This window comes from Delftia sp. NA_296.1 (genome assembly GCF_052692095.1).
The window spans coordinates 606,527-619,748 of the sequence record NZ_JBQZGF010000004.1 but is presented as its reverse complement, the minus strand read 5'-3'; the positions used below and the strand labels follow the sequence as shown (position 1 = coordinate 619,748).

Below are 13,222 nucleotides of genomic sequence, written 5' to 3'. Positions count from 1 at the left end.
CGGGGGCACGTAGGCCCGGCTGTAGCTGCTGTTGTAGTGGCGCACGACTTCCAGGCCGAGCACGCCGGGCAAGGCGGGCATGTCCACTTCGCGCTGGTATTTGTTGCCGTTGATGAGGTGGATGGGGTTGCCTGCGCCCTGGTTGGTGCTGCTGGAGTTGCCCTGGGTGGCGGGGCCGGCGCCGCCGCAAGGGCTGCCGCCGGGCGTGGGGGTGCAGGTGCCGCCGCCCGAGCCGCCACCGCCGAGGTCGATGCCGCCGCCCGCGCCGGGGGCGCAGCTTTGCACGGTGGGGTCGCATTTGCTGGAGCCGCCGCCCAGGTTGGGGGCGGCAGTCGCCAGGGTGGGCGTGGCCTGGGCCAGCAGTGCGGCGAGGCACAGCAGGGCGCTGTGCAGCAACTGAATGAGGTACGTCCTAGTGAGCATCATGCTTTCCCCTCGCAACTGGGGCATTCGGCCCCTTTGCAGTCCTTGTCGTTTCCATCGCCATCGCCTTCATTGCCTCCATCTCCATCTCCATCTCCGCCACCGCCACCGTCACCGTCACCGTCACCGTCACCGTCACCGTCTTCTTCACCCTCATCGCCCGGCCCCGGCGGCCCGACCGTGGTGCAGCCCACGGTTTCGCAATCGGGCGGTTCACCGGGTTCCGATGTATCGGGCTGGCCTGGGTCCTGCGGATTGCCCTTGTTGCCTTTGTCGGGGATGGATACCGTGGCATCGCTTTGCATGTGCAAGGTGGCCTGCGCGACGATGGGCAGTCGACCGTGCCGTATGAGTTCGGTGTGGAAGGGGTCGCTGCCGTCGTCCAGCCAGCGCAGGTAGTGCTGGTAGATGCCGCGCACCAGCGGGATCTTGAGTTCGTAGCCGTGGGTGACGCGGATCTTGAGCAGGTTGGCGTCCTGCACGCTCTGGCCTGACTTGCTGCCAATGTCTTTTTTGTCTCGGTGCGCCAGGCCGGCGTTGGGGATGGCGGGCACGCCATATTTCTCTTTCAGGTGGGGCTCGCTCCAGTCCTCGAAGCTCTCGCGCGTGGGGTTGATGAGGTCTATGCGCAGGTGGCCTTCAAGGTCGGCCTTGGCCTTTGTCTTGGCATCCGCCAGTTCGTCACTGTTGCTGCCACCGCCATACAGCGGAACCATGGCGCGCAGATAGGCCTCGCGGATATCGTCCATGCGCGCATGGGCCATGGTGCCCGCGCGGGCGGCCATGAAGCTGGCGTGATTGATCTGGTTCTTGTTGAAGAAAACCAGGCCGTACTGCAGCAGGGCCAGCCCCAGCAGGGTGATGATGGGGCCGACCACGGTGAACTCGACCATGGCGCTGCCGCGCTGGCGCGGCCTGCGGTATGAGGTGCTCTGGCGCATGAGGATGCCTGCAGGTTTGCGGCCAGCGGACGGGCTTGTATCCACCCGCTGGCCATGCTTCAGGGCCTGTTTGGGTGTGGCAGGGGGATGTGGATGGGCACGTCCGGTCCGGCCTTGTCCTTGCGCATCAGCATCAATTGCATGGTGCCCTGGGGGCCAGCGCCGAGGATGTGGATGATCTCGGCCTGCTTGCCGGTGATTTCGCCTTCGAGGCCATCGAGGGTGTAGTCCTGCCGGGTGAGGGGTGTGTCGGGCCGGGGGGCATCTGCGCGGACGTCGCTCGCAGGGCCTTCCAGCACGACGTTGATGCGTTGGCTGCGCGAGTCAGAGATCAACTGCGAGTTCACAAACGTCAGCTCTGGCACTTCCATCACTGTGCGCCTCTGGCTTTTGGGGTCTGTGTAGTCGATCTTTACGCCAGTGAGCTTGCCCGTGGCCGTATTGAATTCCGCCTCGTAGTTGACGCCGGTGTCCAGTATGTCGGTGGTGTACGGGTCCAGCCGTTGTGCCGTGCCGGCCAGCGTGCTGACACTGCCGATATAGGTCACGGTCGGCTCGCTCGGCGCCTGGCTCTGGTCGGTGAGCAGTCTGATGGCGGAAATCCAGTTGGTGTTTTCGCTGCGCATGTTGGGCATGCGGCCGACCATGCTGAGGTTCTGGCCTTCCGAGAAGGTGGTGCCCCAGATGCCTTCCTCGTGCTGGTCCGGTGGTCCTACGAGGAAGATGACGCCTGCATCGCCGCTGATGTTCTTGTAGTGGCTCTGGCCCGCCTCCGGGTAGTGCGTGACCTGCGGGTACTGCCTGCCCTGCACGATGAAGGTGTTGCGCCCTACCTGGAAGTCGCGCCTTGCCATGCCGTAGGAGCTGTAGATGAAACTGCTTTCGATGGCCTGGCCCGGCTGCTGGCTATAGGTGAGTGTGGTGTTGTGGATCACACCCACGCCGCTGAAATCGATCAACGACGTTTGTGCATCGGGATCGGTGATGAGTTTGATCAGGTCAGACTCCTCAATGGCCGATGAGGTGGGTTGCAGACAGTTGCCCGTGCTGCTGAGTTTGGTGCACAGCGGGCCTGAGGGGGCGATGAAGACGCCGGAACTGGCGGTGCCTCCGGGGCCTGGGTCTCCCGCGCCGCCTTCGTTGCCGGAGCCGCCACCGCAGGCGGTCAGGGCCAGGCCAGCGGCGCAGGCCAGAAGCCAGGATGAAGGGTGTGTCAGCCGCATGTGCGTGGCACCGTGGTCTGTGGGAGAGGTGATGGATGGATGGTGCATGTCCGTCGGTTTTTCAATGCGTAGTGGAGGAAGGCCGGCGGGGCCGGCTGGCAATTCACTTTGTTGTGTTCTGGGCAATGCGTTGTGTGGGCACCTCCTCGGCGTTGCATTAGGAGTTGGACCCGTCAGGGGTGAAGGCGCAGACGTTCAGCGCAGCCCCGGCACCTTCGATGGGCCAGGGCTGCAACTGCATGCCCGGCACCAGGCCCTGGCAGGCGATGGCACCTGCACGCATCTCCAGCACATGGGCGCTGCCGCGTCCGCCCCGGCTGAAGCGCCAGGGGTCAACGCCAGGGCGCAGGCCGGTGATGCGGCCCTGCCGGTCGAGGTAGACGATGTCGATGGCCTGCCGCATGAAGCAGGTGTGCACGCTGGTGCAGCGCGCGATGAGCAATGCGCAGCGGGCGGCGGGCTGGGCCTGGCCCATGAGGCCGGCAAGGCGCTGCCAGAAGCCGCAGGCCTGGCGCACCAGGAAGGGGGAGGGCGGCATCTGCATCACAGTCCCGAGTTCAGCAGCTTCATCGCTATGGGGAACAGCAAGACGATGAAGGTGCAGGGAAAGATGAAGGCGATCAGCGGAAACAGCATCTTCACGGGCGCTTCCATCGCGAGTTTTTCCGCGCGCATGAAGCGTTCGGAGCGGCGCTGATCGGCCTGTGCCCGCAGCACGGGGCCGAGGTTCATGCCCATGCTCTCTGCCTGGATCACGGCGGAGGTGAAGTTGGCGACGCTCGGTTCGTTCAGGCGCTCGGCCATGCCGCGCAGTGCTTCGGCACGCGCCTTGCCGGCGCGTATATCGCGCAGCACGCGCTGGAATTCGTCGCGCACCAGTCCCTGGGGACCTTTGGCCACGGCCTGGGTCATGGCGCCCTGCATGTTCAGGCCGGCTTCCACGCACAGCGTGATGATGTCCAGGAAGAAGGGCAGCATGCGCAGCAGTTCGCGCCGGCGCACGGCGATGCGATCCCTGAGCCAGATGGCGGGGTAGGCCCAGCCCAGCAGTGCACCTGCGGCCATGGCCTGCAGATAGATGGACAGGGCGATGTGGCGCGCGCCGCCATCGGCGCCCCGGGGCAGGCCGTCGAAGCTGGAGACCAGCCACCAGGCCGCCAGCGCGGCCATCCCGGCGCCAACGATGCGGCTGGCGATGAACTGTGCAGGACTGAGCGCGTAGTCCAGTCCCGCCTGTCGCAACCGCAGTTGCACGGCTTGCGCGGTTCTGCCCGTTCCGAGCCGGGGCGACAGGTGGTGGCTGATCCACTGGATGGGCCACCAGACCATGCGCAGGGCCAGTGGCGGCGGATCCTTGTAGCTGCGGTCCTCGGCGGGAACGCTGCTCATCGAGTGGCCCAGGAGCCAGGCCACCAGGGCAGCACTGAGTCCGGCTGCCACAGCGATCAGGGCGAGTATCACGGTGTTGGAGTCCATGGCGCGGCCTTCAGACGTCGATGGCGACGATCTTTCGGATGACATAGATGCCCATGGCCTCGAAGCAGGCGATCACGGCCAGCGCCCCCCAGCCCACGCGGGAGTGCCAGAACATGGACATGGCTTGCGGCTCCATCCGGTCGAGGATGAGCATGAGGACGAGGGGCAGGGCGCCAACGACCCAGGCCTGCAGTTTTCCCTGGGCGGTGAGGGAGCCGATCTTGGCTTCCATTTGCAGCCGGCTGCGCACGGTGGAGGCCGTGCGTTCCATGGTCTCGGCCAGGCCGCCTCCGGTTTCGCTGGCGATGCGCATGGCCGAGGTGATGAGCACGGTGCTCTGGGTGGGCACGCGCAGGCTCAGGTGATTGAGTGCCTGTTCCAGGGATACGCCCAGGCGCTGCTCGCGCAGCATCAGCGAGAACTCCTGGCTCAGCGGCGGGCGGGATTCGGCTACAAGCTGGGCGATGGCGCTGCTCAGGCCAATGCCGGCGCGCAGGCCGCCGCTGAGCATCATCAGCGCATCGGGCAACTGCTCTTCAAACTTGCGCAGCCGGCGCTTGCGCATGTGCCGGTACAGCAGCCGGGGCAGCAGCCCCAGCGCGAAGAAGGCGGGCACAGCCAGCAGATGGCTGCCGCTGACCAGCCACACCAGGACGCCGCCCAGCGACATGACTGCCAGGTTGGCCAGGAAGAGTTTGCGCGGGTCGATGAAGAGAAAGAATTCCGCTGCCTGAAAGCCGGCGCGCTCCGTGAAGCCGGCCCGGTAGCGCTTGAGCGTGGAGCCTCCCAGGTCCAAGGCCAGCCATGTCAGCAGACCGACGCAGAGGGCGACCACGGCCGTGATCAGGGCCAGGACGGTGTCTGGCGAGAGCCCGCTCATGGCCGCTCTCCGGCATGCAGGTCCGCGCTCTCGGAGCCCGGACGGAAGATATCCAGGTCCAGCGCATGGCCGCTGGCGCGCAGTTCGTCGTAGAAGTGGGGAACGACGTCGCAGCCGGTGAACAGGCCCTGCACCTTGGCCAGGCCGTTGGCCTGGGCGGCGTAGCCTTTGTTGGCAAAGCGGAACAGCTCCTGCAGCTGGATCTTTCCGCTTTCCATGCCGCTGACTTCGCAGATGTGGGTGACCAGGCGTGTGCCGCAGGCAAAGCGGGTCTGCTGCACGATGATGTCCACGGCGCTGGCGATCTGCTCGCGTATGGCCGCCAAGGGCAGTTCCATGCCGGCCATCAGCACCATGGTCTCCAGCCGGGCGAGCCCGTCGCGCGGGGTGTTGGCGTGCAGCGTGGTCAGAGATCCCTCATGGCCCGTGTTCATGGCCTGGAGCATGTCCAGCGCCTCGGCGCCGCGGCATTCGCCGACCACGATGCGGTCCGGGCGCATGCGCAGGGTGTTGCGCACCAGTTCTCGGATGGGCACGCCGCCCTTGCCTTCCACATTCGCGGGGCGCGACTCCAGGCTGATCAAATGCTCGTGGGCCAGCTTGAGTTCGGCGGCGTCCTCGACGGTGATCACGCGTTCGCCGGACGGGATGAAGTTGGACAGGATGTTGAGCAGCGTGGTCTTGCCAGACCCCGTGCCGCCCGAGACGATGATGTTCTTGCGGGCCTCCACGCAGATGCGCAGAAAGTCGGCCATGGCCGGGCTGAGCGCGCCGAACTGCACAAGGTCGGCGGCGTTGAGCTTACGCCTGGCGAACTTGCGGATGGTCAGTGTGGAGCCCTTGAGCGCCAGCGGCGCGATGATGGCGTTGACGCGCGAGCCGTCCTTGAGCCGTGCATCGACCATGGGCGAGGATTCGTCGATGCGCCGGCCCAGCGGTGCCACGATGCGCTCGATCACGCCCATGACGGCGCGATCGCTGGTGAAGCTCAGGGCATGCTTTTGCAGGCGCCCCGCGCGCTCGACATAGATTTCGTCGAAGCGGTTGACCATGATTTCGCTGACCGTTTCGTCGGCCAGCAATTCCTCCAGCGGCCCCAGTCCCACGGCCTCGTCCAGAACCTGCCTGCGCAGCGCGTTGCGGTCCAGCTGGGCCGGTATCTCGTCGTCCATGTCCTGCAGCGTTCTGGCGATGAGCCGGTCCGCCTCTGCGCGCAGGTGTTCGTCGGACATGCTGGAGACGTCATGGCGGCGCAGGTCCATGGTGTCGATGAGCTTGGTGTGCAGGCGCTTGCGCCATTCGAATTGCAGCGCCTGCAAGTGGGCGTCCCCGGGCTCGGCTGCCGCAGGCTCGGGCGCGTCGGCAGGCGCTGCCAGCGGCCTGTCCTGTGTGCTCTGCATGGGCGCTGTGGTGGCGGCATGCGCTGCGGCCGGTACAGGAAAAGCCGCGGCTTGCGGCTCTTCACCGCTGTTCAGGATGCGCAACTGGAACGGGCCAATGCCGATGAGGTCGCCGTTTTGCAGCGGGCCGTATTGGGCGGTGATGCGCTGACCGTTGACCAGCACGCCCCCGAAGCTGCCTGCGTCGTCGATCAGCACGCCCGAGGGGCTGGTGAAAAGGCGTGCATGCTCCTTGGCAAGGCGCCAGTTGTCCAGGCGGACTTCGCACTGGGAGCCTTTGCCGATGGAGCACATATCGGGCACGCTCAACGGCTGGCGCCGGCCGTCGGGGTGGATGATTTCAAGGTCGATCATTGGGGGCTGCCGGTTGCGGAGGTCAGGGGTGAAAGCCACTGGGTCTCGGCCCAGCCCAGCCGGTCATCAATGCGCACGGCCGAGAACTGGGCCTGCGGGGCCTGGGGCAGCACTTGCACAAGGCTGCCCACGGGCAGGTTCTGGAGGACGGGGGCGTTGATGTCGGGGGACACGCGAAGGGCCAGCCCATCAAGGCCCACGCGGTAGATGCCTGGTGCGGAGTGGCCCGTGGTGGCGCCGGATTCATGGGGCGTGAGAGCCCGGCCTTGCCGCGCCTGGCGCGCATGGGGTCCGTCGGGTGCGGGCTTCATGCCCGGAACGTGCGCGACGGGCTGCAGGCTTTCATCGCGCACCCAGCCCGTCAGGGCTGCGACCGCCACCGCGCGCCAGCCGGAGTGCGGGTTGTGGGCGGCAGATGAACCGGGTGCGGCACGCACGAAACTGCCTTGGCCCAGTTGCAGCAGGGTGTCGCTTTGCGCCCTAGGTTCGGCATGCAAGGCCAGCCCGTCATGCACCACGCGCCAGTGGTTGACCAGCGGCTGGTCCGCTGCTGCCGCGGAGGCCAGCGGGTTGCCGGTGTGCGGCAGGGCGGGCCAGTGTTCGGGCAGGGTCGCGGTGGCCGGTGCGGGCAGGGGCCGCACTGGCGCGGGGAGTTCCTGCACAGGCGCCGCGATGCTGGCGCTTGCGCTGGCCACAGGCAGGGGCGCCAGCCGGGGAGGATGCTCGGGCGCAGGGCCGGGTTCGGTCAGGTAGGGCTGGGGACCGTAGCGCTGGCCCAGGCGCGCACCGGCGTCTTCCACGCGCTGCAGCAGGCCCGGCGAGCGGCTGTTGATCACCGTGGGCGTGACGAAGACCACCAATTCGGTCTCTTCGTTCTGGAATCGCTGGGACCGGAACAGGGCACCCAGCACGGGCAGGTCTCCCAGGAAGGGAACCTTGTCGACGTTGTCGCCACCCTTGCGCGACAGCAAGCCGGCCAGCACCATGGTCTCGCCGTCCTGGACGTTGAATTCGGTGAAGGTGCGCCGAGTGCTCAACCCGGGCCCCGAGGGCGTGGAGAACGATGGGTCGATGTTGCTGACCTCGCTGTCGATCTCGGCCCTGATGACGCCGTTGCGGTCAACGCGCGGCGTGATGCGCAGCTTGACGCCGTAGGGCTTGAACATGACCACGGGGCCGTAGATCGTGGCCACGGAGTACGGATATTCGCCACCGGCCAGGAACTCGGCCTTGGAGCCATTGCGCGCCGACAGCTGGGGCTGGGCAAGAATGCTGGCCTTTCCGTCACGGGCCAGCAGGTCCAGCCTGGCTGCCAGGCCCATGTTGACGGCGGTGAGGACGTTCAGGCCTCGGGGCAGCGGGCCTTTGTCACCGCTGTCCGGGGTGATTGGCGGGTTCTGGACGCCGATGACCAGACCGGGCTGATGGCCGCGCCGCGCCGGCGCCCAGATGCCTCCCACGCTGGCCCCGCCCTGGGCGGTCCAGCGCAAGCCGAATTCGCGCAGCTCATTGACCGGGAATTCGACTACCTTCACGTCCATGAGCACCATCTGCTCCCAGCCGATCTGGTTGGTGAAGTTGATGATCTGCGGGTAGTGCTTTCTGAGGTCTTCGATCTTCTTGAGATCGACATCGCTGAGATGGTCCCCTTCGACCACGACCTTGTCACCGATGATGGAGGCCCGCGCGTTGGGGATGGTGCTGAGAAAGGCTGCGATCTCGCGCGCATGGCGGCTTGTGTCGCCGCGCACCACATGGATCTTGACGCGCTGATATCGGCCGTCGGCGTTCCACACGAACAGCGAGGAGGTGCCGATCTCGTTGGCGAAGATGATGACCTCGCGCTCGTCCAGCGCGGCGGCCGTCAGCACCCGGCCATTGCCCACGGCAATGCGCGCCACGCCGGGGCTGGGGAAGACGCGCGATTCGCCCACGAACATCTCGATTTCCGGCACCTGAGCCTGGTCGTCCGGTTTCTGTATGGGGCGGTACGGCTGGCCCGCCGCAGCCTCGCGGCTGGGCACGCCCTGCAGCATGGGCGCGAATCCACCCGGCATGCCGAGGGATTGCGCAGAGCCTGTTGCATCCTCTGGTATCTGGGCTGTTGCCGGGCCGGCCAGGCTCCAGCCCAGTGCCAGCACGAAGCCGCAGCGCAAGGCATGCAGAAAGGGCGTTGGACTGGAGCGGGCGGACAGGGATGCAGTGGGGGCTGAACGGATGGACATTGGGATCAGGCGCATGGAGCTAAGAAAAAGGCAGGAGCAGGTGAGGCGCCGTCAGCGAGGCAACGCGCCTGGCTGGATCGGGAAGGACGCGGGAAAAAGGGGAGCCTGGCCTGGTTGCAATGCGGCTTGCGGGGCTGGCTGCACAGGCGTGGGGGCTGCGGCTGCCTCGGGCGGGCCTTCGCCGGCATCGTGGGCCTTGTCCTGGCGCAGCAGCAGGTCTTCGGGCTTGAAGTCCATGCGGCGCCCGCCATAGAGCACGGGAACGGTTCGGCCCGGCGATTGCGCTGCGCCCGCTGTCTGAATCAGGGACTGCACGTCGCCTGCCAGGCCCAGCAGGGCGGCCATGGCCGCGCTGTCTCCTTCGACAACCTCCGAGTCCTTGGGGTTGCGCAGCAAGGCGGTGATCTTTCCCGCCTCGCGCGCGATGATCACGCTGCGGGCCTGCGCCTGGGTGGTGTCCAGCGTGACGGTGGAATACTGGCGCCGCTCACCGCTTCTGGGGTCATCCACGGACCGCTGGCCGGTGGCCATGACCTGGACGTTCTGCAGCAGTGGAAAGGTGGTCTTGCGGCCTTTCTGATCCAGGGTGAGCATCAGGTCGATGGCATCCCCCGGCTCCAGCAGGCCCGAGATGGAGTTGATCTCGTCCACGTGCACGGTGATGGCGCGCCTCCCTACCTCGATGCGGGCCGAGAAGGTCGGCACCTTGTCGCCTTCGAGCAGGTTCCACAGCAGGATGTCGCCGTGCTGCATGCCATGCTCCAGCGCGCGGCCTGCAATGCGGGAAAAATCCTCGGGGCCGATGGCCAGCGAGTGCGCGTAGTCATGGGGAACGTCGCGCACGGCAATGGTCTCCTTGGAGATGGGATCGCCCTTCCTGAGATCGCGTTTGGCCACGATCAGCGGCCGGGTTTTGCTTTTCCCGCGCGCTTCTATGGCTTGCATCTGGCTGTTCAGGTAGCCGCGTGCGATCACGGCGGCGCCCAGGCCAATCGCAAGTGCCATGCCAAGGGCGATCCAGGTTTTGTTGGGACGCAGGGCGGTGATTCGGGCGAGTGCGGAGTTCATGGCTGACGGGTCAAATGGGCAGGGAGAGGGCGAAGCTGAACTTCTGGTAGGCAGCCTGCAGGGCGAGCAGCAACTGGCGCAGCACGCTGTTGCTGTCCACCATGCCGACGCCCAGCGCGAAGGCCAGGGCCGCGCAGACCACGGCGTACTCCACCGAGGACTGGCCGCGCAGGCGATGGGCAAGCTTCATGGCGTGGTCTCCACCGCCACGCTGGTGACGAGAACGATGCTGGTGAGGCCCAGCGCATTGCGGGAAATGACGGCCGTCGCCTCTTTGCCCGGGCCGCGCATCAGCACCGTGATGGCGCCGGTCTCAGAGCCGAACGCGTGTCCCTTGGTGTCTGTTGCGGCGTCGAAGCGGCGTTCCAGCGCATAGCCCTGCTCCTGCAACGCCGCCGTGAGGCGCTGCGCATTGAGCGCCTCGCCGTGCCTGTTCGTGGCAACGAGATGGGTGGACAGCTGGCCACCGTCCTGGGTGTTCAGCAGGCTGGCGATCTCGGTTCCCGCTGGCAGCAGGCGCCGCCATCGGGCTCTTTCCCCCTGGCTGCGGGCCTTGCCGCTCAAGGCTGCGCGCAGGTGGGTGACAGCGACAAGGCCACGCGTGCCGCCGTCGGGGGCGGGTTCCAGTCGGATGGTGAGGTAGTGCTCGCCCTGGGCGCGGCCCAGAATGCGCTGGCCATCGCGCTGGTCGTCCATCAGGGGCTGGCCCAGGGTGCGCACAAACCAGTCGCCGGTCTGCCTGGGTGTGCTGCGGGTGGCGAAGCCGGTCAGCCGCATGGGCAGGCCGTCCAGGTCCATCTGCTGGCCGATGTGGTAGCTCCTGGCATGTTCGGGCAGCGGGATCTCGGGCCAGTTGGCCTGCGCAAAGGCATGGGTGAGCCCTGGCGTCAGCAGGCTCAGGCAGATGGAACGGAGCATGCGAGCCGTTGTCATCATTCGGCCCTGAGCCTGTCTGCCGGAACAATGTCCTGCCACTTGTCCAGGTGTCCGAACTTGGGGGCCGGCACCTCCATCAACTCGAAGACCGGTATGGCCACATCCAGCAGCGTCTCCACCGGGGAGAACAGGCTGTTGAGCGGCGCCAGCCGGCCGAACCGGTCCATGGTCTGCTCCACGGAGCGCGAGGCCCAAGGCTCGATGAGCACGCTGGTGTGGCGTGTGACGCGCAGGTCCAGTTGGTCGAAGGGGGTGTAGCTTTGGATGCCTGCGGGTAGGTTGGCCAGGGGCACGGAGATGTTGGCGCGGTATATGCCCTGGGCGCGCAGGTCAAGCTGCGTGTGGCTGGCCAGGGGGACTCTGCGAAATGGCACGCCGTCCTCGCTGGCCTTGAAGGCATTGCTGTGCGCGGCGGACTGGCTCTCGCCAAAGCTGACCGAGATGTTTGAAAAACGCGGGATCAGCGGATTGCCTGCAGGATCCGTCCACAGCGGATTGCGGTGTGCGTCGAAGTCGCCTGCCGTATCGTCCGTCTTGATGGGGGCGTCGGGTCGGCTGAAGTAGCGCCTGCGCACTTCGGCTGCCAGTTGTGTAGGCGGCTTGTAGCTGCCCGCCTCGTCGTTGTGTACCGTGGCCTCGAAGGCTGCATAGCGGCTGGCCATCTGGGTGGCATGGGCAATGTCTTGGTACTTGCCGATCATGGGCATCAGCAGGAACAGGCCCAGCAGGGGCGCCGCCATGGCCAGGAATTCGACCAGGGCCTGGCCTGCCTGCCGCCTTGGGTAGCGGGCGCGGTTCAGGAGGTTCATGGGATCAGCCCTCGCTGGCGCATCTGCTGGCCAAGTACATCGGGTTGGGAGTGGATCAGGCGCACCTGCCAATACGGGTTGAACAGGCTGGGCAGCTCCAGGGGGAGACCCTGGCTTGCGCCATAGCGGTTCTGACGCTGTGCCAGAGGGCGCTCGAAGAACACTTCGGACGTGGCAACGGCCACCATTTCGCCTTTGGCGACCTGGCTCTGATAGGCGTTGATGCGGCTGTCCGGCGTGCCGCTTATTTCGCTGGCGCCATCGGAGGTGCGCAATTCGCTGCGCGCCCGCGACAGGCGCACGCTGAACCGCAGCGTGGGGTCGTCGTCCTTGGTCAGTTGCGGCTTGCTCAGGTCGTAGTAGCTGGGCAGGCCGGTGTATTGGCGCCACTTGTTGGATGAGGCCTGGCTGGACGCCTTTGCGTTGGTGCGCGCACCTCCCAACCATGCGCCTGAATCATCCTGATCCTCGGGATGGGCCTGCTGTTCGCCCCAGGCGATGGGCTCTTCCCTGAGTCGGCAGCGTGGAATGAGCCCGCCCTTTCGCTGCGCGCGCCAGAACGACTCGGTGTCTTCAGCGATCCACTCGTCGTAGTTGACCAGTTCGGTACCGCCGCGTCGGCGCACCTCGCTTTTGCGCCACATGAGGATGCAGATTTCGTCTGGGCCAGGCACTTCTGCCTCGGCCGTCCAGACACGCTCCTTGGTGAATCTGTCGCTATGCGCCGCATACACAGCCAGTTTGGCCATGCGGCCTCGGTCCTTGCCGCTGTAGCTTTGGGTGAAGCCATCAAGGTCGTCGGTCAGCGCTACGGCGGCACCGGGGCCTATGGGCTCCACCTTTACGCTGCCATCGCCTGCGTAGTTGGCCTGGGCCACGTCCTTCATCACACTGCTGCGTATGTCCTGCAGGTAGGAGCGGGCGTGCAGCAGGTTGTGCGCCTTCTGTATTGCCTGTTTGTTGGCCTCCACGGCTGTGACCGTATCGAATGCCAGCGACGGCACCATCTTGGCCATCTGCTGGATGTACTGGCCCGCGTACTGCACGGTGGCGTAGCACATGATCGCGTACATCTCGTTGTAGTGGAATGCAGCACCGATCAATGCGCCCCAACCGGTGTAGTCAGCACATTCGGGGAACTGCGTGGGCAGGTTCTCCGCGTGGGTCTGTGCGTATTGCGCCCACGAGGACAGGCTCACCATCTGCGCCACCAGCACCTCGTTGGCGATCAGGGCGCGATTGCCGTAGGCCGTGAAATTCATCGCCCGCGCGTGCATCACGCCGGCGCTGTAGGCCACGGCATCGGCCGTGCTGACGAGCTTGGTTTTTTCCTGGGAGAGCTGGCCGGTGTTGAACAGAAAGAACAGCGAGGCCAGTGCACCGATCAGGACAAAGATGCCGTAGATCAGTGCCTGCCCGCGTTGCCCGTCCCGCCTCCGTATTGGACCGCCGCGCAGGGTGGTGATGGTGGACATGGGCAGGCCCGC

At 66.2% G+C, this 13,222-nt stretch carries 13 protein-coding genes; all 13 read right to left on the bottom strand.

Going from position 1 to position 13,222, the window contains the following annotated elements; all coding sequences use genetic code 11:
• Positions 1–423 (bottom strand): DUF6531 domain-containing protein (locus ACUTR7_RS13750; protein ID WP_445609023.1); only part of this gene is annotated, 423 nt, incomplete at its 3' end.
• Positions 423–1,364 carry a TadE/TadG family type IV pilus assembly protein gene (locus ACUTR7_RS13745; RefSeq protein WP_445609022.1) on the bottom strand — a complete coding sequence of 314 codons (942 nt, stop codon included), beginning with the start codon at positions 1,362–1,364 and terminating at the stop codon, positions 423–425. The genes ACUTR7_RS13745 and ACUTR7_RS13750, both read right to left, overlap by 1 nt.
• Before the next feature lie 59 nt (positions 1,365–1,423).
• Positions 1,424–2,587, bottom strand: a complete 1,164-nt coding sequence (locus tag ACUTR7_RS13740) for a hypothetical protein (RefSeq protein ID WP_016451155.1) — start codon at positions 2,585–2,587, stop codon at positions 1,424–1,426.
• A gap of 157 nt (positions 2,588–2,744) precedes the next feature.
• Positions 2,745–3,125 carry a DUF192 domain-containing protein gene (locus tag ACUTR7_RS13735; RefSeq protein WP_227469496.1) on the bottom strand — a complete coding sequence of 127 codons (381 nt, stop codon included), beginning with the start codon at positions 3,123–3,125 and terminating at the stop codon, positions 2,745–2,747.
• A 5-nt stretch (positions 3,126–3,130) separates the two neighbouring features.
• Positions 3,131–4,063 carry a type II secretion system F family protein gene (locus ACUTR7_RS13730; protein ID WP_071956650.1) on the bottom strand — a complete coding sequence of 311 codons (933 nt, stop codon included), beginning with the start codon at positions 4,061–4,063 and terminating at the stop codon, positions 3,131–3,133.
• Positions 4,064–4,073: 10 nt separating this feature from the next.
• Positions 4,074–4,943, bottom strand: a complete 870-nt coding sequence (locus ACUTR7_RS13725) for a type II secretion system F family protein (RefSeq protein ID WP_238002004.1) — start codon at positions 4,941–4,943, stop codon at positions 4,074–4,076.
• Positions 4,940–6,697, bottom strand: coding sequence for an ATPase, T2SS/T4P/T4SS family (locus ACUTR7_RS13720; protein WP_445609021.1), 1,758 nt, complete (start codon positions 6,695–6,697; stop codon positions 4,940–4,942). Before ACUTR7_RS13720 ends, ACUTR7_RS13725 begins: the two co-directional genes overlap by 4 nt.
• Positions 6,694–8,922, bottom strand: coding sequence for a pilus assembly protein N-terminal domain-containing protein (locus tag ACUTR7_RS13715; RefSeq protein ID WP_445609020.1), 2,229 nt, complete (start codon positions 8,920–8,922; stop codon positions 6,694–6,696). Before ACUTR7_RS13715 ends, ACUTR7_RS13720 begins: the two co-directional genes overlap by 4 nt.
• Before the next feature lie 51 nt (positions 8,923–8,973).
• Positions 8,974–9,927, bottom strand: a complete 954-nt coding sequence (gene cpaB / locus ACUTR7_RS13710; protein WP_445609019.1) for a Flp pilus assembly protein CpaB — start codon at positions 9,925–9,927, stop codon at positions 8,974–8,976.
• 73 nt (positions 9,928–10,000) lie between these two features.
• A complete protein-coding gene (locus tag ACUTR7_RS13705; protein WP_197955387.1) occupies positions 10,001–10,180 on the bottom strand; it encodes a hypothetical protein in 180 nt (59 codons plus the stop codon).
• Entirely contained in the window at positions 10,177–10,908 is a 732-nt protein-coding gene (locus ACUTR7_RS13700) for a hypothetical protein (protein WP_445609018.1), read from the bottom strand. Before ACUTR7_RS13700 ends, ACUTR7_RS13705 begins: the two co-directional genes overlap by 4 nt.
• 14 nt (positions 10,909–10,922) lie before the next feature.
• Complete coding sequence (locus ACUTR7_RS13695) at positions 10,923–11,735, bottom strand: TadE/TadG family type IV pilus assembly protein (RefSeq protein WP_445609017.1); 813 nt, start codon at positions 11,733–11,735, stop codon at positions 10,923–10,925.
• Positions 11,732–13,210: a pilus assembly protein TadG-related protein gene (locus ACUTR7_RS13690; RefSeq protein WP_445609016.1), complete on the bottom strand. Its 1,479-nt coding sequence runs from the start codon at positions 13,208–13,210 to the stop codon at positions 11,732–11,734. The genes ACUTR7_RS13695 and ACUTR7_RS13690 overlap by 4 nt, the downstream gene beginning before the upstream one ends.
• Between the last annotated feature and the right edge of the window lie 12 nt (positions 13,211–13,222).